Below are 23795 nucleotides of genomic sequence, written 5' to 3' on the forward strand. Positions count from 1 at the left end.
CTCGGTCAGAGCGCCTCATGGCCCAAAATACGACAAAACGCCCGTTTCAGACGAAATGAAACGGGCGTTTTGTCTACAGTCTGAAAGAATCAGCGTAATTAGCGCTGATTCTTTTTTTGTCAGAAAGGGAAACGCTATCATCTGTCGAATAAGAACCATGTAAGCGAATCGCGGTCACACATATAGGACACCGCACAACGAAAAAGGAGGAATCACCATGTTCCATCGCCGTAAAACGTATACGATTCGACCTGAACGCCTGCAAGAATTCACCGACTTCTTCCATACATACATCTATCCGATTCAAGCGTCCCATGGCGCCCGACTCGTCGGACGCTGGGTGACCGAAGACAAGTCGGAGGTCATGGCACTATGGGAATACCGGGACCGTGAACACTATGAACAAGTCGAGCGAGATTACCGTGGTAGCGCGTTACGACGGGACGCCATGAAGCAGCGAGCCCGCCTCGGAAAAGACCTGTATATCAAGTCGAGCGAAGAGTTCATGATGCCGACCGGTCACTATACACCGCCGCGTGCGATCGTCTGTGTGACAGCGTATATCACGAATGAAGCAGGTGAGGTCCTCCTCGTCAAAAACATGCACCGAAACGACTCCTTCGAGATGCCGGGCGGACAGGTGGAAGAGCACGAGTCGCTCGTCGATGCCATCCACCGTGAAGTGGACGAAGAGACAGGCGTGAAAATCGAGGTCGAAGGCATCACGGGAATTTATCAAAACGTGTCGTCCCGCGTCCTCTGCGTCACGTTCCGTGCAAAATATGTATCGGGGGACCTCAGACCACAAGCCGGGGAAACACAGGAAGTCGGATTCTACAAAGTCGACTCGCGTAACGTCGGTGACTATATTAAACGGGAGCACTTCCAGATGCGCTTCCTCGATGCGATTGACCCTGTATATATGCCATACGCCATCTACAAAGTACGTCCATACGAATTGATTGAGCGCATCGAGCGCCAATCGGTGTAACGCAAAAAGGGATGATCCGCTACGTGCGAATCATCCCTTTTCTTTATGCTTCTTCTTGTAGATCTTCTTGCAGTGATTGTCCAGTCTCCACTAACAGTTTCCGGACACGGCGTTTTTCTACGTGGAGAACGGTGAACGTCATGTCTTGATACGTGACTTGTGCACCTTTCTCCGGAATGTCGCCGAGTAATTCAACGAACCAACCGCCCATCGTGTTGGAATCGACGTCTGGTTCCGCAATCCCCATCTCTTCCGCGAATTCATCGACGTTCATGTCAGCCATACACTCGTAGACTCCTTCACGGAGACGTCGGAGATAGACGACGGATTCGTCGTGCTCATCCCAGATGTCGCCGACGAGTTCCTCGAGCATGTCTTCTAACGTGATGAGACCCGCCGTGCCCCCGAATTCATCGAGGACGACAGCCATGTGAGATTGTTTCTGTTGGAGAATCGGAAGTAGTTCAATCAATTTCGTCTGTGGTGACACGTATGTGAGCGGTCGGATGAGCGAACGGACATCCGTCACTTCATCCTTCATCATCGAACGTAAGAAGTCACGTTCTGATAAGACACCGATGACGTTGTCAATCGAGTCTTTGTAGACCGGCAAACGTGAATGTCCCCCACTGAAAATCGTGTCTTTGATTTCATCGAGCGAATCGTCGATGTCGACAGCCAAAATATCGATTCGCGGCGTCAAGACGTCATCGACGGTAATATCGTTGAAGGCGAAGGCGCTATGGACGAGTTCAGCTTCCGTCTCACCAAGCACACCTTCCTCTTCTCCCATATCGACGAGCACTTTCAACTCTTCTTCCGTGACGGACGGTTCCTTGTCTTTCATCCCGATTATCCGAAGCGTCAACTTCTTCAAGCCAGTGAAGATCATCGTCACCGGTTTGAGGACTTTGACGAGGAAGACGAGAATCCCGCTGATGAGAAGCGAATATTTCTCCGCAAACTCTTTAGCGAGCGACTTCGGTAAAATCTCACCGAAGATCAAAATGATGACCGTCGTCGCGAACGTCGACACGAGAAGACCCGTACCGCCACTAAAAATCGATGTGGCGATAGCGGTTGATACCGTCGCCGAACCGATGTTGACGATGTTGTTCCCGACGAGGATTGTCGAGAGCGTATCATCAAAGCGGTCGACGAGACTAAGGACGCGTTTTGCGGCTTTATCGCCGTCTTCTGCCATCCGAATCATCCGAACACGGTTTACACTTGAAAGCGCCGTTTCTGCTGATGAGAAAAACGCTGACAACATGATGAGAACTACATATAGAATTAAACTTGACGAGGGCACAGGGTCCACGTTAGCTTCACACTCCGTTTCTTCTTAACAAATAATTTTTTTCTTACTCCACGAACTCGAATTCGAAGTCGAGAATCGCAACGACGCTGCCGTCTTCGGCACCGAGCTTACGAAGATCATCATCAACGCCCATCTGACGCATTTGACGAGCGAATCGTTTGATCGACTCATCATGGTCAAAGTTCGTCATCTTGAAGAGCTTCTCGATGCGAGGGCCCGTGATCACGAAGCGATCGTATTCATCGATGTGGATCTGATAGCCTTTCTCTTCCTTCTCATAACGATACACGACACGAGGCGTCGCTGTCTTCTCTTCAAGCTCATCAAGTGGGAATTCAGGTGTCGTATCGACAAAGTTCGCCACTTCGATCAACAAGTTACGAAGGCCATCTTGTGCGAGGGCGGAGATTGGGAAGACTTTGACATCGTCTCCTACTTTCTTCTTGAACTCTTCAAGATGTTCCTCTGCGTCTGGCATATCCATTTTGTTTGCGACGACGACTTGTGGACGCTCGAGGAGACGTAAGTTATACGACTCGAGCTCACGGTTGATCGTCGTGTAGTCTTCGAACGGGTCGCGTCCTTCCATTCCACTCATATCGATCATGTGAACGATGACTTTCGTCCGTTCGATATGACGAAGGAATTGGTGACCGAGACCGACGCCTTGGCTAGCCCCTTCAATCAAACCTGGAAGGTCGGCCATGACGAAGCTACGGTCGTCCGCTGTCTTGACGACACCGAGGTTCGGTGTGATCGTCGTGAAGTGGTACGCCCCGATTTTCGGACGTGCCGAAGAAACGACCGACAGCAATGTTGATTTCCCGACAGACGGGAAACCGACGAGTCCGACGTCTGCGAGGAGTTTCAATTCAAGACGCAATTCGCGCTCTTGACCTGGTTCACCGTTCTCCGCGATTTCTGGAGCCGGGTTGGCTGGTGTCGCGAAACGACAGTTCCCACGTCCACCACGTCCACCTTTAGCGATTGTCGCTTGTTGTCCGTGCTCCGTCAAGTCGGCGATGACTGTATCCGTCTCTGCGTCGAATACGATTGTGCCAGGTGGGACTTTGACGATGAGCGGCTTCGCTTTACGTCCGTGCATCCCTTTTGACATTCCTTTTTCGCCATCATGGGCGATAAACTTCTTCGAATAACGGAAATCAACGAGTGTGCGCAATCCTTCTTCTACTTCGAAGACGACGTCTCCACCGTGACCACCGTCACCACCTGCAGGTCCACCATCTGGGACATACTTTTCGCGACGGAAGGCAACCATCCCTTTTCCGCCGTCTCCAGCTTTTACAAAAATATTAACCTGATCGACAAACATTTATTTCCCCTCCTTTATGTGAAACGTAGTCATCTCTACGTTCTGTTCGTACACATCGGCTGACGTGAACACGTCTTCCGGGACAGTGCCCGTGACGCGAACCATCAGTCCGTCCGTGAACGTCACATGAATCGGCCCGTCCGTGTCTTTCAACAAGCGGACAAGCATCTCTGCCACTCGCGCATCATCGATGGCGAGTTGGTCGGTCGAAATCGTATACGTCATCCGTCCTTCCCAATTCGCTTGAATCACGATAAGGCTCGTCTGTGGCACGTTCAAACGAACGAGCGCACTCTCCTCGTCGGCCTGTTTCCGATAGCGTTCGTATAGTTCCTCGAGCTTATTCGGATCGAGTGCCGCATAGAGCGAGATCAATTGAAGCCGATTCATCCATTCGTGACGGACGGTCGATAAGAGCTCGAGTGTCTGTTCTGAATCCATTTGATCCTCTCCTAGAAAAAAAGACTCTAACCAAAAAAGTGGCTAGAGTCTTCTGCGTCGTTCAACTTACGCGACTGGGTAAACGCTCACTTGTTTCTTGTCGCGACCAAGACGCTCATAGCGTACTACGCCGTCAACTTTCGCAAACAAAGTGTCGTCGCCACCACGGCCAACGTTTTCACCTGGGTGAATCTTTGTACCGCGTTGGCGGTAAAGGATTGATCCAGCTGAAACTGTTTGTCCGTCAGCGCGTTTTGCACCGAGACGTTTCGAAATTGAGTCACGACCGTTTTTAGTCGAACCAACTCCCTTTTTCGAAGCGAAGAACTGAAGGTTCAATTGTAACATGAGGTCCACCTCCTATTGTTCAATTTGGATATATTCACCGTAGCTTTGGGCGACCGTGTCTAACTGCACGAGCATCCCTTCTAATAACAGTTGGGTGCGTTCCATATCCTGCGGTGATAAGTCAGGATACGTCTCGACATAAAAGTAACCACCCTCTGTTTGATCTGCCATTTCTACAAGAAGCGATTGACCCGCAAGCGTTTCGCCGGCGTTATAGGCACCAAATATGATGGCTGAAACACCGGCGCACACCAAGTCAGAACCAGGTTCTGCAAAGTTGGCATGACCAGTCACTTCGACGGAGCGAATCGAGTTCGCCTCGTCTCGTCTCACCTTGACCCGAATCATAGCTTACGCTTCGATTTTCTCGATGCGAACTTTCGTGTAAGGCTGACGGTGACCTTGCTTACGACGGTAGTTTTTCTTAGCTTTCATTTTGAAGACAGTGATCTTCTTAGCGCGGCCGTGTTTTACCACAGTACCGACAACTTTAGCGCCTTCTACGAGTGGAGCGCCGACTTTAACATCGTCACCACCAACGAAAAGAACCTCACCGAATTCTACAGTACCTTCGACATCAGCATCGAGTTTTTCGATGTAGATCTCTTGACCTGCTTCAACTTTGATTTGCTTACCACCAGTTTTGATGATTGCGTACATATACGTGCACCTCCTTGTTAAACTCAGACTCGCCATCCTGGGCAGGGCAAATACCTTTAAAACCCGTTCTGTGCGGTTGTAGCCATTTGGGTGCTTCCAAACGAACTAACGTTATAGATAATACCATTCTCAAATATTCATTGTCAACGCCGAGATAAGAAATTCTGACATTCCTTAGACGTTCCGTAAAAGGCGAACTCCGGCTCTCCTTCGACGAGGTGTACGTCGATGTCAAATTCATGCCAGGAAGCGGCATGCCACTTTTTCGGTAGTGCGAGCACGACCGCCTCGTATTGCCCGCTAAGGTCGAGGAGCGCTCGTTCAAACTGCGAGAAGACGGCCAGTTTCGATGGCTTGCCTCCATATGTCATCCGGTCTTGGATCGAGCGTCCGGTCCGTTCTCGTGACAATTCGAATAAGCCCATCCGTGTGAATCCGTACACTTCGACCCGTCGTGGGTCACGTGCCCCGAGCTCTTTCATCTTTTTCAGGAGACGGGTCTGACCATCTTTCGAACCGCGCAGAAAGTCAATGACGACCATGCCGCCGATGTTACGTAAGCGCAACTGCTCCATGATCGTATAGAGCGCCGCTTCATTGATTGTGTCGGCCGCGCGCCCCTTGTCTTTGACGGCGACGTTCTTCCCGCTGTTGACGTCGACGACGGTCATCGTCTCGACTTGTTCGATCAAGACGAACGCCCCGCCATCTAGCCAGACGGCACGACTCTCTAGCTTTTCAATCGCCTCGTCGAGACGCTTCGCCTCCGGGATTCGACCTTTGCCGATGTGACGTTTCACGGGAACGTCCAAGCGTTCGACGCGAGCTTGTCCTTCCTTGTCGTTCAAGAGGACCGATTCGACCGCATGACGCCGCACGAAGTGTTCACACAGTAGTTCGTCTTGCCCGTACCGTTGTTCGATCACAGCTTTCGCACGGTCTCGAAGTAGATCGAGTTCTTCCTGTAAGGCGTCTGGTGCCACTTGTCCCGCCTCCGTCCGAAACAGGACCCCTTCCTCTTCTGAAAGGGCAATCGACTTCGAGAGACGGTCCTGCGTGACGAGGTCGAGCTTCCGACTGAACAGTTTACGACGACCGTACGGGAAGTAGACGAGATAGCGTCCACCGAACCGAATGTTTTCGGTCACTTTATGATGCTTGCCGTTGATGCCTTCTTTCGTCACTTGCACGAGTCGTTTTTCCCCGACAACAGCCGCTTGTCCGATGGCAGGCACGTCCGGATACGAGGTCAGTGCGCGAAGCGTCTCCGCAATCGGTAAAAAGAACGTCGTCTCCCCATCCGTCAAAAAAGCCGCGCCGAGTGACGGGTGGATCCGTTCAATCGCAGCCTCGACAATCGTACCGACCGACAATTGGTCGACGAAGCGTTCTTCGACCTCGAGTAACCGTTCCCCGTCCACGAGCATCGCCCGTTCAATGGAAGGTGTTCGTTCGTAGATTAACTTCATGTGCACCTCTCCTTTCGACAGAAAAAGGCAACTTTCGTTGCCTTTACGCTTTTTTCATTCCAAATTTCATCATGAGTCGTGCCCAGAAGCCGACCGGCGCCGTCTCTGTCTGAATCGACATGAGCGGGACCGATTCGCCGAGGATGCGACGCGTGATGTTGCGGTACGCTTGTCCGGCATTGTTGTCCGGGTTCATCGTGACCGGCACCCCGCGGTTCGCAGCGGCAATGACTTCCTCATCATCGATGACGACGCCAAGGAGGTCGATCGACAAGATGCGCATGATGTCATCGATATCGAGCATATCGCCCGATTCGACGAGGTGATTTTTCACCCGGTTGACGACGAGCTTCGGTGCTTCGATGTGACTCGCTTGCTCGAGCATCCCGATGATGCGGTCCGCGTCTTGGACGGCCGCCTTCTCAGGCGTCGTGACGACAATCGCCTCGTCCGCTCCGGCGATCGCGTTCATGAACCCTTGCTCGATCCCCGCAGGACAGTCGATCAAGACGAAATCATATTCCGTCTTTAATTGGTCGACAATCTCTTTCACTTGCTCAGGATTGACCGACGTCTTGTCTTTCGACTGCGCGGCCGGAAGTAAGTACATCTCTTCAAACCGTTTGTCGCGAACGAGCGCCTGATTCAACTTACATTGTCCCGTGATGACGTCGACGAGGTTATAAATGCTCCGGTTGTCGAGTCCGAGAATGATATCGAGGTTACGCAACCCGATATCCGTATCGACGAGACAGACCGAGTGTCCAGACAAGGCGAGCCCCGTCCCGATGTTGGCGGTCGTCGTCGTTTTCCCGACGCCCCCTTTTCCTGATGTCACGACGATGGCTCTGCCGTTTTTCACTTCTTTTTCTGTATGTACAGGCTCCACTACTTGCTCCATTCCACTCACCCTCTCTGTAATTCCATTGCATATGCGTCTTTCAGACCGGTCATGACGTGGCGGAGACGTGTCATCTCAATCCCGTCATTCGTCTGATACGCACAACCCATCTCAATCTCAGGAAGTTCTTCCTCATCGTCGGACGTGAGAACGTGTTCGCCGATTGCCAAAAACTTCGGATGGAGGAGGCTCGCGGTAATGACCGCTTCTTCCCATCCTTCGACACCCGCACGCACATTTCCTCGTATCGTGCCCAAACAATAAATACTTCCTGTCGCCCGTACCTCAGAACCAGGGTTGATATCCCCAATTACAAGCACCGAGCCATCGAACGCGAGGACCTGTCCACTGCGAATCGTCCCACTATGATAGTGGAACGTCTTTCTGCCGTACGTCGCTTTCGCTTCTTTCGTCAACATGACATCGCTCGACAAGTCTTCAATATAAAAAACGCCATGACGAGCGACGACCTCACGAATTTGACGTGTCAGCTCCTCGTCAAGATAACGAGTACCCGCGTGCAACTTCAGGGCAATCTTACCGGACGGCGGCTCCATTTCTTGTAATGTCGCTTCAAAGTCCGTAAGCACCTCGTCGATGCCACTCTTCGGATTGAAGTGGATGGCAATTCCGTTGCGATGTCCTTTAATCGTAATGTGTCGTTTACGCTCCATCATGGCTACCCTCTTTTCACAACAGGTCGGATCGTCACATACCGCATCATCGGATAATAAAGAATCACGATGGCGATGGCATTGACGAGCACGGTCCCTGGAATCTGTTCAATCAATAGTGTTTGAATCGTCATCAACGTCCCGCCAATCACTGCCATGATCCCGTATATCGCAACTGTGAATACGACAATCATGAACGTGAAGGTGATGGTGACGGAGAAGAAGTTCTCACCTATATATTTTAACACGAAGCTGGCTAAGAGAGGAATGAGTGAAAAAGTAAATACATAAATTCCGAGCAAGTCGGTGTAGACGATGTCATACAGCAATCCGAATACAAGACCGAACCCAAGCGCCGTCTCCCATCGACCGTACAGACTGACGAACATCAGCCCGATTAGCGTCAATAAAAGATACGGCGTGGCATAGTGCCACGAGAAAATCGATGCCCATGTTCCTTCAATAAGAAAAAGGAGGAACAGGGCGATGAACACTTTCATGTTACTCACCCGCTGCTCCTCCTTCCTCGGGACCCGTTAGAAACGGTTCGTCTAGTGTCCGATCAATCACGTACATTTGTGAGAACTCATTGAAGTCGGCCTCCGGTTTGATCCGGGCGACTTGAGAGACGCCATATTCGTCCGTCTCGATCGACTCGATCGTACCGATGACGAGTCCGGCCGGGTAACGTCCCCCGAGTCCAGAGGTCGATACGATTTCTCCTTCTTTCAGCTTGACGCTGTTCGATACTTTCGTGAAGAACAACTCGTTTGTCTCCGTATCGAAGCCGTCAATCGTCCCATACGTCGCTTTGCCGTCCGCATCTTTGACGACAGCCGAGACGTTGTTTGTCCGGTTGTTGTCGCTGAGCAGTTGCACTTGTGACGTATAGGCACTCGTTTGAATGACACGACCGACCATCCCGCTCGCCGCGGTCACGGCCATGCCCTTCTCAACGCCGCTTTCAGAACCGACGTTGATGGTGACGTAGCGTTGCCAATCGTTCGGTGTCCGCCCGATGACCTCCGCCGGAATGAGGTCAAAGTCGCGTAACGACTCGTCTTTCGCTTCGACCATTTTCCGAAGCTCCTCATTCTCACGGCGCAAATCATCTGCCTCAACCGATACCTCGGCATACTTCGCCAAATGTTCTTTCAGTTGACGGTTCTCTTCGTAGATGTCGCGGACGTCCGAGATGGATGAGACGGTCGAGTCCATCCATCCGATTGGTACCGCGAACACTCGCTGGAACGTGCCGACCACATCACGCGTGACGTCTTGGTACCAGGCTGATTCCGATCGTCCTCGAATCGAAACCCCTAAAATGACGAAAAACAAGATCAGTACAATTAGCGTGATGATGAGCTTTTTATTACGTACGAATCGGCTCATCGTGTCTCACCTCTCATCGACGTGACGAGATGCCTGATTTCGAACGGAGGACGTCCATCATTTCAAGAGATTTTCCTGTACCGACTGCTACACAGTCGAGCGGCTCGTCCGCAACGAGTGTCGGGATGTGCGTCTCGTCTGAGATGACGTCGTCCAAGTTTTTGAGGAGCGCGCCGCCGCCTGTTAAGACGATTCCACGGTCCATCACGTCAGCCGCGAGTTCTGGTGGTGTTTGTTCAAGCGTCTGCTTGACACCTGCCAAGATCGCTTCGACTGTATCCGAGAGTGCTTCGCACACTTCTGTAGACGACACTTCGATTTGTTTCGGAAGTCCTGTTACGAGGTCGCGACCACGGATTTCCATCTTCTCCGCCTCGTTTGATGCGTCGATACGTGCTGAACCGACTTCCATCTTGAGCGTCTCGGCCGTACGTTCCCCAATCATGAGGTTGTACTTGTTTTTGATGTAACGAATAATGGCGTCATCCATTTCGTCACCACCGACACGAATCGATTGGCTTGTCACGATGCCGCCGAGTGAGATCACTGCGACTTCGGTCGTACCACCACCGATATCCACGACCATCGAGCCAGTCGGTTCCCAAACCGGGAGACCTGCGCCGATTGCTGCCGCGAACGGTTCTTCGATTGTATAAGCTTCACGAGCGCCTGCTTGTTTCGCAGCGTCTTCGACAGCACGTTTTTCAACAGACGTGATGCCACTTGGTACACAAATCATGACGTTCGTCTTCGATGAGAACAAACCGCCTTTTGATTTTTGAGCTTGCTCCATGAAGTATTTGATCATCGTTGCTGTCGTTTCAAAGTCAGCGATAACGCCGTCTTTCATCGGACGACGAGCAGAGACGTTCCCTGGTGTACGTCCAATCATATCTTTGGCCTGGTTACCAACGGCCTCAATTCTACCTGTATCTGTGCGGAACGCCACAACGGACGGTTCACGAACAACAATTCCTTGACCCTTTACGTAAACGAGCGTGTTAGCCGTTCCAAGGTCGATTCCGATTTCTCGGTTAAAACTACGAAACATAGGTGTTGCTCCTCTCTTCGTTACACTATTTTTTATTATAACGGAAAAATCATGTTTGAAAACGTTCATTCGATTACAGGTTATTTACAATAACCGCATCTCAGTCCTGTCTCACCGTCTACTAGTTTGCCTTCTTTTGAGGAAAAAGGCAAATCAAAAAAGCAGACGCGAGTGGGCGTCTGCCTAAGAGAGAACGGTTACAAACCAGGTTGGAGCGGAAGTAGTAACATCGCGCCGTAAAAGAAGACTGAGAAGATGAGAACCGGTCGAAAGAAGCGGGACGGCTTCAAGCGCGTCGCTCCGGCTAAAAAGCTCGTCGTCGTCATAACGAATATGTAGATTCCGACGTACATGAGCAGTAAGCGGACGAGCACCGTCCAGATGCCGAGTTGGTCGAGTTCGTTGAATGCGAGCACGATCAGACCTAGGTAGGCGATGAGCGATAGGACGCCCACTCCGACGCCGACGAGCGGTGAGACGCGATCGAGCCAATGGTCCTCGTCGAACCGAAGGAATAGTGCCGTACTCACGAATAAAAATAAGACGAATAGGACGAGCGAGAAGATGGTTGTGTCTAGATGGACGTAGCTCACGAGGAGCGAGACGCCGAGCATTAACAACCAGATGATTTTTTCCATGTTGAACACCTCACCTGATATCTTACCAAAGTCTCTGATTCAATTGGAGGAAATTGTATATTTTTTATCCCACGTCACCATTTCTTCAATGAATGAAGGATGGATTGTTGCAAGGAAACGTGAAGATTGCCTTCGTTTAATCGGATGTACAGACTTTTCAAAAATGATTTCACGTTATGAACGACGTACCAGTATTGTTCATCATCAAGGTGTGGCTTGAGATTCGAGACATCCTGCGGCAAACTTTCTAGCTTGCGATGAACAGCTCCGATATCCATCCCACGATCGAGTAATCGAAGGAGCGGGTTGATGAGACGTTCCTCCTCGTCATGCGCCAATATGTCAGAACGCATGATTTGTACGATGATGATATTGAACAGTTCAGGAAATGATTTTGGATTGAGTTTGGGATTTGCGATGAGCTCGTCTACCGCATCTGCAGCGTGGGCGATCGAATGAGCCCACCCATGCCCATTTACGTATCCTCTTGTGTCTTTCTCTAATGTTAAGTATTGAATAAGAGCAGTCTTTGTACGCTTGAACTGCTCCTTTGTCAAAAAATTCTCTTCTATATCTCGATGGAGGATCAATGCTATCAGTAAGGTCGTGAACGCTCTAGTGAAAACATCGTCTGACTTCGTTTCCTCGATTCCCTGAAATAGAAGAGACTCAACGGACGTTTCAAGTAGCTCACTCATCTTGTCAATTTCGATGTCTTTTTGTTCAACGATGAGGCGAAAGAACATTGTGTATATGAGTCGATCACGGAGTTCGCCGTCCGGTGATCCGATATGCTGAACCATACTTGTGAGAATGGCTTCTTTATTTTTTTCGTAATACGTCAGATTTCCATCTTTCATCATGCGGAGGATTGCGTTTAATTCATCATTCGTCAACACGTTCATCTTAATCAACAGCTCTTCTCAAATTCATTTTTTCATCTTTATATAAACGTTTGTCAATGAGAGTAATTCAAACATTATATAGGAGTCTCGAATCCATATCACTATAAGTAAGTACCTTGTACAGTTTATCACTCAATATGTATCCTGCTAAAGTGTGCGAATTTCCAATGATTCCCTTCACCTGATTTTCGCTCATTCCACAATCAATGTTTTCATTACGTATGCATGAAAATTCAAAATATCAATTATAGTTCTATAGGTACGCTTTCTGTTGAAAAAATAATGTTTTTCATGTCAAATAAGAAATCTAAATCCCGCTTGATATCCCAGTTAGCATGAATGACGATTCCACAGTTTCTGGTAATCATTATGTTTATAGGATAATCAAAATCCGCAAAAGTCCATTCCACTGTAATTGCAGATAAATTTCCTAAGTTATTGAACCGTCGAAATGTATCATCTAAGTTAACGCGCTCTCCAAACAAACCTACAGATTTAACCTGGCCATCAATATTATTGAACCATGAATTTACAATTTGATTGTCACTTAACATAGAAATTAAACGCTGGAAATCAACTTCCTTTTGTATTGGTTTAAAGTCTCTAGGATTTTTATTAATAAGTTTCCTCTGAAAATCTAATACGACTTTTTTTGAAGTGTTCATAATCATAATCTTATCATTTGGATTGTAAAAGCAATTAAATGCCGAATCCCCACCTACAATTGTTTGGGGTAAATATTCATCTTCTCCAGCCATTCTCCTTGGGGTTTTATCAATCATTTCATGAATACCTTTTAACTTTGTCCAACCCTTATAATAATTTTCCTCAACTACTTCTAAAGAGCTTATTGGATCAGGGTCAACCCTAGACTCTCCAAAAGTCAGTTGTTGATCTGTAAAAAAACCATTCTCCGGGATATTAAATTCTTTCATGTTGATAAAATAATATGTTTTACCCAAACTGTTATCCTCCTGCAAGAAAAAGATGTTTCTTAATTAAACCCGAAAAACTATTTAAATTTTGAGCTCGCAACGTTAGTTTTTTATTAGTAATTGTCACTTTTCCAATAGGGTCTAATCCTTTGATAGGAGACTCTTCAGAAAAATCACACGTAAAAGTAAAATGTTCTTTTTTTCTAAAATCCTTTACGTACAACCCCAAATAAGGATGATAGTCTTTGAAAATCACATCAAAAGAAAATGCTTCATGACAATTCCCAATTTCTTTATGCATATAAGTTAGGATAGGAAAAATCCTTACTTCTAATAAGTCACTTGCTTCTAAATATGGAGCATGGTATTCCGGTATATACAAATAGATTTCCCCAAGATATTCGTTACTAGAATAAACGTCTGGATTAACATAATTCTTGTAACTACACTCAATTAAAACACCGTCAACGGTTAAAGAAATTTTCCAACTATTTTCATGAATAACTCGGTTATTATCTCCAATACTTTTCAATTTATCTTTGATAGTTTTAAAAGTAGAATCTTTTATGTCCTCTCCCTTATAATTGCAAGATAAAGACCAAGAAACTTGTTTATTCATCATTGTAGTTTTAGTTTTGTATAATGTTTTTTTAAATTTTGTGGATATATCTTTTGCAGTAACAATAGCTCCCAGAGTACCGATGACAGTCAATAGAGTGCTATACCAATTATCGATAATAAAAGTATAGAACTTTCCTACTAAAACAATAGAAATTGCCATAATAATTGTAAATGCAAACCAGTAGATTAATTGTTTGTTCTTTCTAAATAACGAATTTATTTTCACGGAATTCACCCTTTCATGAAAGGTAAATTAAGAGGAGGTAAATAAAATGGGGTTTTCTTAACCCTTTTAGAATAATTTACCACACTTAACTCTTCGAATGTACCTTTTCCCAATTTTTTCAGTATCCAATCATTAAAAAAGAACTTATGTTCTTATATTAGAATACACTACATCTCAAGTTCATCCTATGTATCAATATCAAACAACTTCAATAAAGGATTTTTTTTTACAAAGTGTCAAAACATATAGGGCTGTATATCTTAATGTCAACAGAAGAGCAACCAGTAGAAGGCTATTATATTTCAGGTCAACGCGATCTTTTAAAAGCATTTTGTATTGCTCAAACCCGGTAGACAATTAAGTACTATGTAGACGAGGATAGTTTGACTGATTTACTATTAGTTTATAATCTTTAAACACTTACTCGAAGTGTATGTGATATACATGTCATTTTAAACTTTCCCAAAAAACAAAATTGTGAGTTCCATCCTGCGATTGAAGTATATAATTCATCAACAGCTATGAGTCGAATGTTCATTGCAATTGTAGGAGCTATTGCGGAATTGGAATTGGCAAACTTAGTTGAACATGTACGATCAAAAGCGCAACAAGGTGAATAATCATCTCTTAATCCTTACCTCTTCAGAAAGAATAATAAGTAACACTTGCACATAAATCTAAAGGAGTTTGAGCCAATAGAACTATATTACGTAAAGTTTGAATTAGGAAGTTTTTATACAATTTGAAATCTTATTTAAGTCTTCCCATCTGTAGATGGAACGAGAAATAAATTACAGATACCCACATACAAAAAGCAGACATCACGATGCCTGCTTCCCACTTCTCATCCATTCATATATCCTCGCTGCTTCATGCTGACGTAATGGTCTTCCCCGATGATGACGTGATCGAGACAAGCGATGCCGACGATGTTCCCTGCTTCGACCAACCGTTCGGACACCTCGATATCTTCCCGACTCGGCGTCGCGTCCCCACTCGGATGATTATGCACGGCGATAAAGCACGCCGCCGACAACTTGAGCGCTTCGCGGAACACGTCGCGCGGATGCACGATCGATGAATTGAGCCCACCGACAAAGAGCGTCTTCCGGGCAATCAGTTGATTTTTCGTGTTGAGATACAGACAAACGAAATGCTCCTGATTCAGTAGCCTCAACTCATCTCGCAACAGCTCATATGCATCTTGGGGCGATCGAATCGTCGGCATACTCGCTTTCGGCTCTTCGACGTATCGAATCCCAATCGTGAATGCGGCCAGGAGTTGCTCTGCTTTCTTCTTCGTCATTCCTTCGATTTTGCACAAGTCTTGGACGGACGCCTGTGACAGCGCCCGTAACGTCGGATACACGTCCGAGATACGGCGCGCCGTCTCCATCGGGTCCGGTCCCCGTCCTCCGATTTGAAGCAATCTCGCGATGGCGGTCTCTACACTACGGTCAATCACCATGGTCATTCCTTCACCTACTTTCAAGGCATTCACAGGAAGCGAGGCGTCACCCCATGCCGGTCGAGCGTCTTGACGAGCGGATGGATCGGTAAGCCGACGACGTTATAAAAATCACCTTCGATTTTCTCAACGAAAAGACCACCCGACCCTTGGATGCCATATGCTCCCGCCTTGTCGTACGGTTCTGTGGAATCAAGGTAATCTTCCATCCAACTCTCCGGAATCACATCGAATGTCACATGCGTCGTCGTGACGAACAAGTCCTGCGTCGCACCGATGATGCTCACGCCTGTGAGCACTTCATGGGTCGAGCCGGACAAGCGTTCGAGCATCCGTTTCGCATCCTCACGGTCCGCCGGCTTCTCCAAGATGACGCCGTCTAAGACGACGACCGTATCCGCACCAATCACGATAGCATCTCGATGATTCCGTGCCACATCCATCGCTTTCTCACGCGCGAGACGGGCAACGTAATCGCTCGGAGACTCTTTGCCGTCCGTCCCTTCCGTCACGTTTGATGGGATGATCTCATGCTCGATTCCCGCTTTACGCAGTAACTCCGTACGTCGTGGTGACATCGAGGCGAGGATGACACGCTTCTGTGTTGTATTCATTGTATCGACTCCTTCTCTTCTTCTGAAACGGGCTTCCTTTCCGTTTCTCACTTCTCTGTTGATTGTAGGCAACACGCGTCGTAAACACAATCACCCGGGTCGAAAAAAACGCCCCTTCATTTTGTGAAGGGACGTGTCGACTCATGGTGTCGTGTAATCATAGACCGGGATATCCTTTTGTTCGAACGCCGGTTCTGGGATGTAACGGTCCGGAACGAGTTGATCGAGGTCCGGGCGATAGAAGGCATCTAGCTCGACCGTAAAATCAAGCGCCTGTACTTCTTCGACCGTATTCGGTCCTGTCTCGGCTGGTCCCGTGAATTGAATCGTCCGCAACACATGGATGCGGTTCATCGACTCAATCGATTTCAAGAACGAGACGAGGGCATCATACGTCTCAGCCTGAAGGGTCACGGTCGAACGAATTGTCGAGGCGTTGACCGGTGCGACGTCTGTCGGTTCAGCCGGTTCATTCGTCTCACTGACGTCGGCCGGATTGAACGGCTCGACTGTCTCTGGCACCTCTGACTCGGCCACCAAGCCGTCCGCGAAGGCGATGCTTGTCACATCGACGCCAGCGAGCAAGCTTGCCTGTGACAACGCCTCGACGACCGTATCGAGTGCAGGTGCCGTCGGAACGCGCGTCTGGAGCGTTTGTGAGTCTGCCACGTCAACGGCTTTCCCTTTCTGACGCAACAGTTCAAGCTTCGTCCGTTCGAGCGAGAGGTCACGTTCAAGCGCCTCGACTTCTCCTTGTTTGATGAAGTACGTATATCCGAAGTAAGCCGGTGCTACGATGGCTGCGAGGAGGCAAATCGCAAATAACGCATAAATTGTCGAACGCTTCATTGACTCACCACCTCCGCATCTGCTTCCTCTTCTTCAGTCAATTCTTCCTCCACGTCTTGGAACATGAACGTGAATTCTCCGATGTAGCGTGGAAGCGGGTCTTCTTCGAATGAATTTTCTTCTTCCTCTTCTGCCGCCTTCAATTCGGTCGTCACGCCGAGGAGCTTCACATCAAGGAAGCGTTCATCTGTCATGAGTGAACGTTGGAAGGCGTTCAAATCCTCGAGCGTCTCAAATTGTGTCCGCACGCTCATAATCGAGCCGTCCGCGTAGTTATACGTCAACACGTAACCCGTCGGAGGCAATTGTTCAGTCAGCGCCCGTAGTGCCGGCACCGCATCTTTTTCCATGTCCGTCAACGCCGTCACGGTCTGGTCGAGCGAGAGCACTTGTTGTGCTTTCGAGTTCACCTGTTCGGTTTGATAGATCTCGACAAGTTGGAGTTCCTCTTCAATACGTGCTTGTTCCGCTTCCAATTGCCCCACCTCGTAGTACAGGTAACCGGCCGCGCCTCCTCCGAGGAAGAGTGCGACGAGTCCCGTCACGATTGGCCAACGTAGCGTCACATCGGTCGAGTTGATAAAGTTCGTATCCTGGTCACGTTGAAGGGTCGCCATCCCGAGTAATGGAAGCATCTGATGCGATAGCGGTGTCCCATGGGCAATCGCGAGCGGTTGTTCGACCCGTGTGACGGAGACGAGGGACTCGGATTGAATCATGTGAACAAGATCGTCTACTTCAGGAACCGTTCCCGAGACGTATAAGTGATCAATCGCTCGACCATCCGTCCGGAGCGAGTAACGATAGAAATCGAGGAAGCGGGCGAGTTCGTTCAACCAGTCATCCATCTGGTTCGCTTTCATCTCATCCGTCCCGTTGTATGTATACGTCACGACACCGTCTTTCGTCCCGACTTGGTACGGAAGGTCTGACTCGATGGAACGAATGAAACGAATCTGCCCTTCTTCTAACACCAACAATTGATGCGAGAATGGTGTCACGTGCCAGATGAGCGTCGAGTGGAGCGAATCGATGTCTGATAAGCGCATGACGCCGTTTGCGACTGCGACCGAGCGTGGCGTGATTTTTTTCAACGCGAGACCGCGTTTTTTCATGTACGAGCGGAGCGACTTCGTCAGTTCAATCGATACGGCATGAAGCATGACGTCCGTCTTGACCCCATCTTCGCCTAACACTTCATAATCGAACGACACATCGTCGAACGGTAAGATGATGGAACTGCCGATCTCCATGAACAAGTAGCCACGGATCTCATCTTTCGGAATCGTAGAAGGAATCTCGACTTTCCGTGACAACACTTCTGTCTCATCCAACGCGACCGCACACGTCATACCACGACGGACTTTCAACTTGCGACAGAGTTCGTCGAAAGCGAGACTGAACGCGGTCTCGTCTAAGATTTTCCCTTCTCCGTACGCGTCTTTCGCCAACTGAACCGAGGCGCTTCGTTTGAACACACCTTGTTTGATAACGGCCCCGTGGATGCTGAGTGCATCAAACGAAAAATAGGTGACCGTCCCTTTCTCTATCCCACGACTCATGATCGTTTTCCCCCTACATCAACTCAAAATACCAATCAAAAAAGCTTTCACTAAACCAAAACGTCAACATCGTCCCGAGCGCGATCGATGGCACGAACGGAATCGGTTGTTTTCGTCCAATTTTCTTTGAAGCAATCAAACCCACTCCGACAACCGCACCGATCAAGCTCGACAAGAACAAAGCGACGAGTACATCACGAGGGCCGAGTACGAGACCAATCATAGTAAACAATTTGACGTCCCCTGCCCCAAGTCCCCCTTTTGAGACGAAAAAGACAGTCGCTAAAAGAGAAAATCCGAGGAGCGCCCCAGCAAGCGGTGACCACCACGTGGCCCCTGCCACATAGGTAAGGACGAGTAGTATCGGTGCCGTGATACGCAAGATGACGTTCGGTACGAGCATCGTCGATAAATCAGATACTGCGAGCGCCAACAACGTCGATAAGAAAGCGAACGCGAGGAGCGTCGTCATACTAAATCCGTAAAGTGTATAGCTATAGCCATATCCGATGGCTCCGAGCAATTCAAAAATCGGATACGTCGGCGCGATCCGCTCGCCACACCCACGGCATCTCCCTCTGAGAGCGAGATAGCCAAAAATCGGGATGAGTTCCCACGGTGACAATTCGTGACCGCAAGACGGACAATGTGAACGCGGTGTCACGATGGATTGTTTGCGTGGCACGCGGAGCCCGACGACGTTGGTGAACGACGTGATAACCGCCCCGAGGACGATGCTATATAAGAATCCAATGAATTCAATCAAGGGGGGATCCTCCTTTTGTCAGTATATGCCAAAAACAGAAAACCGGCTAGGCTGAGCGAGTGCCCAGCGCCAGCCGGAGGATATTATTGTTCTAATTCATCTTTTGAAATATCGTTTTCATCAACACCATTTAATTCATACTCTGAACCCACTAAAACAACTTGGTAACCAAACTTACCTGCTTCATCCTCACTGATAACTACTTGAGCTGTTTTGTATTCTTTATTGTTAAATGGATCTTTTAAATTTGAAAGATAGTTTGCTCCATCTCCCTTAGATGTTACTTCTTTATCGTCTGCGTCCTTAGATGTAGATAAGAAAGTTAATGTACCTGCTTCAGGATTAGAAGCCGTATGCAATTTCGCCGCACTCACCATTTGCTTCGCATCAGCAACCATTGCATCCTTTTTCGAGTTCTCAATAATCCCACCAATCGCAACGACCGCGATGGCTGCGATAATTCCTAAAATAACAACGACGACGAGCAATTCGACGAGTGTAAGTCCACGCTCATCTTTTAATTGTTTGGCATCTTGCCAAATCATTTTCAACTTCTCTACCATGATTCATTCTCCCCTTTTGTGTGATGTGCTGCATGTAAGCTAGATGTATTACAAAATACCTAAACTAGAAGTAGAACAATTTTACTATACCTTCTAAATATAGTATTGAAAAGGTATATTTTCAAAACTCTGCATATTTCGTTTACTGATTTTGAATATCACCATAGATTTGGAACATCGGAACGACAATGGAGATGACAATCACACCAACGACACTCGCCAAAACGACAATCAACAGCGGTTCGATGATTGACTTGAGTCGGTCCGTCGTTGTCTCGACCTCTGTCTCATAAAACTCGGCGACTTCGTTTAACATCGAGTCCAAATCCCCACTTTCTTCCCCAACCGCAATCATTTGCGTCATGAGTGGTGGGAAGTTCGAGTTGCGCATGAGTGGCTCGTGGAGTGGGATCCCTTGCGCCATCATTTCCCGTGCTTCCGTCAATCCTTTCCGGATGACGCGGTTCGACACGATGCGTTCCGTGATCTCGATGGCCGTTAAAATCGGAACCGCTGCCTGTAATAGGACGGCTAAACTTCGCGTCAATAGCGCGATTTGCGATTTCGTTACAATTGGTCCGAAAATCGGCATCTTGAGCAGCAACCGGTCGATGACGAATCGTTCCCGGTCCCGCTTCAGCATCCACGTGAACACAAGCACCCCGAGTATGGCGATGGCGAGTAAGAGCCACCAGAACGCCGCGATAAAGTCTGAAACGGCGACGACGATTCTCGTGATGAGCGGGAGCTCACCACCGAGTTGACCAAATATGCTTGCGAACGTCGGAACGACGTTCACCATCAAGAAGGCGACGACGCCGATGGCGACAATCGAGACGACCAACGGATACGTCAGCGCGGAGATAACTTTCCGCTTCACGTCATATTGTTTTTGGAGTTGGAGTCCGATCTGGTCGAGCGCCTCCTCCAAGTTCCCGCTCGTCTCCCCGGCAAGTGCCATCGAACTGAAGAAGTTCGAAAAGACGCGTGGATGCTTTTTGATCGCCTCGGAATAGGCAATCCCTTCTTTCAAATCGTCCTCGACTTGACTGAGCGTCTTCTTCAAGACTTTCGATTCGGTCTGTACACGCAAGATCGACGTCGCGCGGACGATTGGCACCCCCGCCCGGATGAGCGTCGCGAACTGTCTGACATACATGATCAGATGTTCGATTTTGACGCGTTCCGGTAGGATATTGACCTCTTTGTTTAGTCCGGTCGATTCGAGTTCGGACAAGTCCGTCACGAGAATCGATTCTTGGCGTAACTTATCTTTCGCCTCCCGAAGCGAGACGGCCGTGATGCGACCTTTCTTGCGCTTCCCGTTCAGGAGCTTTCCTTCATACTGAAATATCGCCATCACTCATCACCTCATCTCTTCTGTCGGGACGGCGTTCGGATTGATGATTCCTTGTCGTACGAGCTGTTCAATCGCGGCATCCATCGACTGCATGCCATGCTGGCGACTCGTCTGAATGACGGTCGGAAGCTGGAACTCTTTTTCGTTTCGAATCAAGTTGGCGACAGCCGGGTTCCCTAACATGATCTCCATGGCGGCGACACGGCCTTTCGGCACGTCAATCCGCGGGAACAACCGTTGACTGACGACGCCGAGCAAGACGTTCGCGAGCTGCGTCCGGATTTGATCTTGCTGCTCCGCCGGGAAGGCATCGATGATTCGGCTCACGGTCGACATCGCACTCGACGTGTGGAGCGTCGCCATGACGAGGTGCCCCGTCTCGGCAGCTGTCATCGCCGTCGAAATCGTTTCTAAGTCACGCATCTCCCCAAGCAAAATGACGTCCGGGTCTTGGCGCAAAGCGGCTCGTAGACCGCTCACGAACTTCATGACGTCCGAGCCGATTTCGCGTTGGTCGACGATGCTTTGATCATGTGAATGCAAATATTCGATTGGATCTTCTAACGTGATGATTCGCTTCCGTTGCGTCCGGTTGATCTCGTGGATCATCGCCGCAAGCGTTGTCGATTTCCCTGAACCGGTCGGCCCCGTCACGAGGATAAGACCATGCGGCTTCTCAATCAATCGCTTCAATACCGTCGGCAAGTTGAGTTCATTTAATGTCGGGATTTCCCCGGAAATCGAACGGAATGCGATTGCAATCGTTCCCCGTTGATAGTAGGCGTTGACACGGAAGCGCGAAACACGTGGCACCCCGAACGAGAAGTCGAGATCGCGCTCATGCTCGAGGCGTTCCCGCATGTCTTCCGTCATAATTTCTTTTAAGTATCCTTCAAGATGTTGAGGCAATACTTTCTCCTCACCCATCGTGATCAGACTCCCATCCACCCGGATGATTGGTGGAGAACCCGCCGTCAAATGAATATCTGATGCGCGTCGCTCGACCGCATTCGTCAAGATGACTTCAATCGATTGATTAATCATAAGCACTCTCCGTAATGACAGTTCGTAATATTTCTTCAGTCGTCGTCAACCCGGCTGCGACTTTTTCTAATCCGTCAGCCAGTAAGAACGTCGCGCCTTGCGACTTCGCATATTCCACCATCTCAGACTCGGTCGCCTGATTCATGATCATCCGTCGTAACCCTTCGTTGATTGGAATCACTTCATGAATGGCGAGACGCCCACGATATCCTGTCGAGTTGCATGAAGAACATCCTTTTCCACGAACAATTCGGTCGATGTGAATGCCTTCTGCTTCGAAGAGGCGTTGCTCACTTTTCGAGACCGGTTCTGCCTGACCACAGTCACGACAGACACGTCGTACGAGACGTTGCGCGACAAGCCCGGTCGTCGAAGCGGCGACGAGGAACGGTTCGACACCCATATCGACGAGACGGGTGATGGAACTGATGGCCGAGTTTGTATGTAGTGTCGATAGGACGAGGTGGCCCGTAAGTGAGGCCCGAATGGCAATCTCCGCTGTTTCCGTGTCTCGAATCTCCCCGACCATGACGATGTTCGGGTCTTGTCGTAAAATCGAACGAAGACCAGATGCGAACGTCAAGCCGACTTTAGAGTTGACCTGAACTTGGTTGATCCCATCGAGCTGATACTCGACTGGGTCTTCTACCGTAATGATGTTTTTCGTCTCGTCATTCAACTCTACTAGTGAGGCATAGAGAGTCGACGACTTCCCTGAACCGGTCGGACCGGTAATGAGAATAATGCCGTTCGGACGTTTGAGCATTTCGCGATATGCTTGCTCGTTCCGTTCCCCAAACCCTAGCTTCGTCAAATCTGTCAGCCCTTGCGACGAATCGAGCACTCGAATAACAATCTTCTCCCCATACATCGTTGGGAGCGTCGAGACACGGAAGTCATAGGCGCGATTGCGTAACGTATACTTGATCCGCCCATCTTGCGGGAGACGACTTTCCGTAATGTCGAGGTTACTCATGACTTTAAGGCGCGTCAGCATGACACTTTGAATTTTCTTCGGATAAATCGTTTCCGTACGCAAATCTCCGTCGATCCGGAACCGGACGTGAAGTTGTTTCTCATGCGGATCGAAATGGATATCCGAAGCCCGTTGATCGATTGCGCTCAAAAAGATTTGGTTCACGAGGCGAATGATTGGTGCATCGTCCCGATTCATCGTTTCTTGTTGATCCATCTCCGGTGCATCTTCTTTTAAAATCTCGACGAGTGAATGATCCATCTCATAATAACGACTGATCGTCTTCCGAATCTGTTCACGTGTCGAAATACCAATCTCGATATTCATCCCGGTCTGCAGACGGACATCATCGATCGCAATCAAATCGAGTGGGTCAGCCGTTGCAATATAAAGCGTGTTTCCAATCACTTGATATGGCATGACGTCATGTTTTTGTGCCAATGCTTTCGGCACGAGCTTCGTGACCGTCACGTTAATGTCCTGTGCATACAGCTCGATAATGGGAACGTGTAACTGTTCATGAATCATCTGAATCAATTGCGTTTCGGTAATGTGGTTCAACCGAATGAGCGTATCCCCCAGTTTTTCACCTGGGCGTTTTTGTTCGAGCGCTTCATCGAGCTGACTCGGCGTAATGAGTCCGGCCTCGATGAGCATCTCGCCGAGTCTTCGTTTCGTTCGTCTCAC

The 23795-nt window shown here is 48.8% G+C and carries 26 protein-coding genes, 1 pseudogene and 1 other annotated feature; of the genes and pseudogenes, 2 read left to right on the top strand and 25 right to left on the bottom strand.

Annotation, left to right across the window (positions count from 1 at the left end):
• The first annotated feature begins 217 nt into the window (after positions 1-217).
• Positions 218-991 (top strand): NUDIX domain-containing protein, encoded by a 774-nt coding sequence (locus KNO99_RS13650; protein WP_214749638.1) that lies wholly within the window; start codon positions 218-220, stop codon positions 989-991.
• A 43-nt stretch (positions 992-1034) separates the two neighbouring features.
• Here KNO99_RS13650 and KNO99_RS13655 read toward each other — a convergent pair whose 3' ends face one another.
• The 16 genes from KNO99_RS13655 to KNO99_RS13730 all read right to left on the bottom strand — a co-directional run bounded on the left by KNO99_RS13655 (position 1035) and on the right by KNO99_RS13730 (position 13906).
• Entirely contained in the window at positions 1035-2312 is a 1278-nt protein-coding gene (locus KNO99_RS13655; protein ID WP_214749641.1) for a hemolysin family protein, read from the bottom strand.
• A gap of 43 nt (positions 2313-2355) precedes the next feature.
• A complete protein-coding gene (gene obgE, locus KNO99_RS13660) occupies positions 2356-3645 on the bottom strand; it encodes a GTPase ObgE (RefSeq protein ID WP_074035227.1) in 1290 nt (429 codons plus the stop codon).
• Positions 3646-4086: a Spo0B domain-containing protein gene (locus KNO99_RS13665; RefSeq protein WP_214749644.1), complete on the bottom strand. Its 441-nt coding sequence runs from the start codon at positions 4084-4086 to the stop codon at positions 3646-3648.
• A gap of 66 nt (positions 4087-4152) precedes the next feature.
• Positions 4153-4434 (bottom strand): 50S ribosomal protein L27, encoded by a 282-nt coding sequence (gene rpmA, locus KNO99_RS13670; protein WP_015881155.1) that lies wholly within the window; start codon positions 4432-4434, stop codon positions 4153-4155.
• A 12-nt stretch (positions 4435-4446) separates the two neighbouring features.
• Positions 4447-4782: a ribosomal-processing cysteine protease Prp gene (locus KNO99_RS13675; RefSeq protein ID WP_214749647.1), complete on the bottom strand. Its 336-nt coding sequence runs from the start codon at positions 4780-4782 to the stop codon at positions 4447-4449.
• A 3-nt stretch (positions 4783-4785) separates the two neighbouring features.
• On the bottom strand, positions 4786-5094 hold the full coding sequence (gene rplU / locus KNO99_RS13680; RefSeq protein WP_015881153.1) for a 50S ribosomal protein L21: 309 nt from the start codon (positions 5092-5094) through the stop codon (positions 4786-4788).
• Positions 5095-5109: 15 nt separating this feature from the next.
• Positions 5110-5182, bottom strand: a sequence feature (ribosomal protein L21 leader region).
• A 55-nt stretch (positions 5183-5237) separates the two neighbouring features.
• Entirely contained in the window at positions 5238-6563 is a 1326-nt protein-coding gene (locus KNO99_RS13685; RefSeq protein WP_214749650.1) for a ribonuclease E/G, read from the bottom strand.
• 43 nt (positions 6564-6606) lie between these two features.
• Positions 6607-7464, bottom strand: coding sequence for a septum site-determining protein MinD (gene minD / locus KNO99_RS13690; protein ID WP_214695335.1), 858 nt, complete (start codon positions 7462-7464; stop codon positions 6607-6609).
• Positions 7465-7469: 5 nt separating this feature from the next.
• Positions 7470-8138, bottom strand: a complete 669-nt coding sequence (locus KNO99_RS13695) for a septum site-determining protein MinC (RefSeq protein ID WP_251131075.1) — start codon at positions 8136-8138, stop codon at positions 7470-7472.
• Positions 8139-8143: 5 nt separating this feature from the next.
• Complete coding sequence (gene mreD / locus KNO99_RS13700; protein WP_214749767.1) at positions 8144-8638, bottom strand: rod shape-determining protein MreD; 495 nt, start codon at positions 8636-8638, stop codon at positions 8144-8146.
• 1 nt (position 8639) lies between these two features.
• Positions 8640-9530, bottom strand: coding sequence for a rod shape-determining protein MreC (gene mreC, locus KNO99_RS13705; protein ID WP_074035245.1), 891 nt, complete (start codon positions 9528-9530; stop codon positions 8640-8642).
• Positions 9531-9543: 13 nt separating this feature from the next.
• Positions 9544-10581: a rod shape-determining protein gene (locus KNO99_RS13710; protein ID WP_214695333.1), complete on the bottom strand. Its 1038-nt coding sequence runs from the start codon at positions 10579-10581 to the stop codon at positions 9544-9546.
• A 197-nt stretch (positions 10582-10778) separates the two neighbouring features.
• Entirely contained in the window at positions 10779-11219 is a 441-nt protein-coding gene (locus KNO99_RS13715) for a hypothetical protein (protein ID WP_214749655.1), read from the bottom strand.
• A 74-nt stretch (positions 11220-11293) separates the two neighbouring features.
• Positions 11294-12124 (bottom strand): DUF2785 domain-containing protein, encoded by an 831-nt coding sequence (locus tag KNO99_RS13720; protein WP_251131076.1) that lies wholly within the window; start codon positions 12122-12124, stop codon positions 11294-11296.
• 245 nt (positions 12125-12369) lie between these two features.
• The gene (locus KNO99_RS13725) at positions 12370-13086 is read right to left on the bottom strand and encodes a hypothetical protein (RefSeq protein WP_214749660.1); all 717 of its coding nucleotides are present in this window, start codon (positions 13084-13086) and stop codon (positions 12370-12372) included.
• Positions 13087-13090: 4 nt separating this feature from the next.
• Positions 13091-13906, bottom strand: coding sequence for a hypothetical protein (locus KNO99_RS13730; protein WP_214749665.1), 816 nt, complete (start codon positions 13904-13906; stop codon positions 13091-13093).
• 431 nt (positions 13907-14337) lie between these two features.
• Here KNO99_RS13730 and KNO99_RS15520 point away from each other — a divergent pair.
• Positions 14338-14526, top strand: a pseudogene (locus tag KNO99_RS15520) (recombinase family protein); the annotation flags it as partial.
• Positions 14527-14750: 224 nt separating this feature from the next.
• Here the strand turns inward: KNO99_RS15520 and radC are convergent.
• The 9 genes from radC to KNO99_RS13780 all read right to left on the bottom strand — a co-directional run bounded on the left by radC (position 14751) and on the right by KNO99_RS13780 (position 23795).
• A complete protein-coding gene (gene radC / locus KNO99_RS13740; RefSeq protein WP_214749668.1) occupies positions 14751-15380 on the bottom strand; it encodes a RadC family protein in 630 nt (209 codons plus the stop codon).
• Between the two features lie 23 nt (positions 15381-15403).
• Complete coding sequence (locus KNO99_RS13745; RefSeq protein WP_214749671.1) at positions 15404-15988, bottom strand: Maf family protein; 585 nt, start codon at positions 15986-15988, stop codon at positions 15404-15406.
• Between the two features lie 141 nt (positions 15989-16129).
• Entirely contained in the window at positions 16130-16837 is a 708-nt protein-coding gene (locus tag KNO99_RS13750; RefSeq protein WP_214749674.1) for a hypothetical protein, read from the bottom strand.
• On the bottom strand, positions 16834-18399 hold the full coding sequence (gene pilM / locus KNO99_RS13755; protein ID WP_214749677.1) for a pilus assembly protein PilM: 1566 nt from the start codon (positions 18397-18399) through the stop codon (positions 16834-16836). The genes KNO99_RS13750 and pilM overlap by 4 nt, the downstream gene beginning before the upstream one ends.
• 13 nt (positions 18400-18412) lie before the next feature.
• Positions 18413-19165, bottom strand: a complete 753-nt coding sequence (locus KNO99_RS13760; RefSeq protein ID WP_214749680.1) for a prepilin peptidase — start codon at positions 19163-19165, stop codon at positions 18413-18415.
• An 83-nt stretch (positions 19166-19248) separates the two neighbouring features.
• Positions 19249-19728 carry a prepilin-type N-terminal cleavage/methylation domain-containing protein gene (locus tag KNO99_RS13765; RefSeq protein ID WP_214749683.1) on the bottom strand — a complete coding sequence of 160 codons (480 nt, stop codon included), beginning with the start codon at positions 19726-19728 and terminating at the stop codon, positions 19249-19251.
• 142 nt (positions 19729-19870) lie between these two features.
• The gene (locus tag KNO99_RS13770; protein ID WP_214749686.1) at positions 19871-21088 is read right to left on the bottom strand and encodes a type II secretion system F family protein; all 1218 of its coding nucleotides are present in this window, start codon (positions 21086-21088) and stop codon (positions 19871-19873) included.
• A gap of 6 nt (positions 21089-21094) precedes the next feature.
• Entirely contained in the window at positions 21095-22132 is a 1038-nt protein-coding gene (locus KNO99_RS13775) for a type IV pilus twitching motility protein PilT (protein ID WP_214749689.1), read from the bottom strand.
• Entirely contained in the window at positions 22125-23795 is a 1671-nt protein-coding gene (locus tag KNO99_RS13780) for a GspE/PulE family protein (protein ID WP_214749692.1), read from the bottom strand. Before KNO99_RS13780 ends, KNO99_RS13775 begins: the two co-directional genes overlap by 8 nt.

Origin of the sequence: Exiguobacterium sp. s189 (assembly GCF_018617615.1) — a bacterium.
Classification (GTDB): domain Bacteria; phylum Bacillota; class Bacilli; order Exiguobacteriales; family Exiguobacteriaceae; genus Exiguobacterium; species Exiguobacterium aestuarii_A.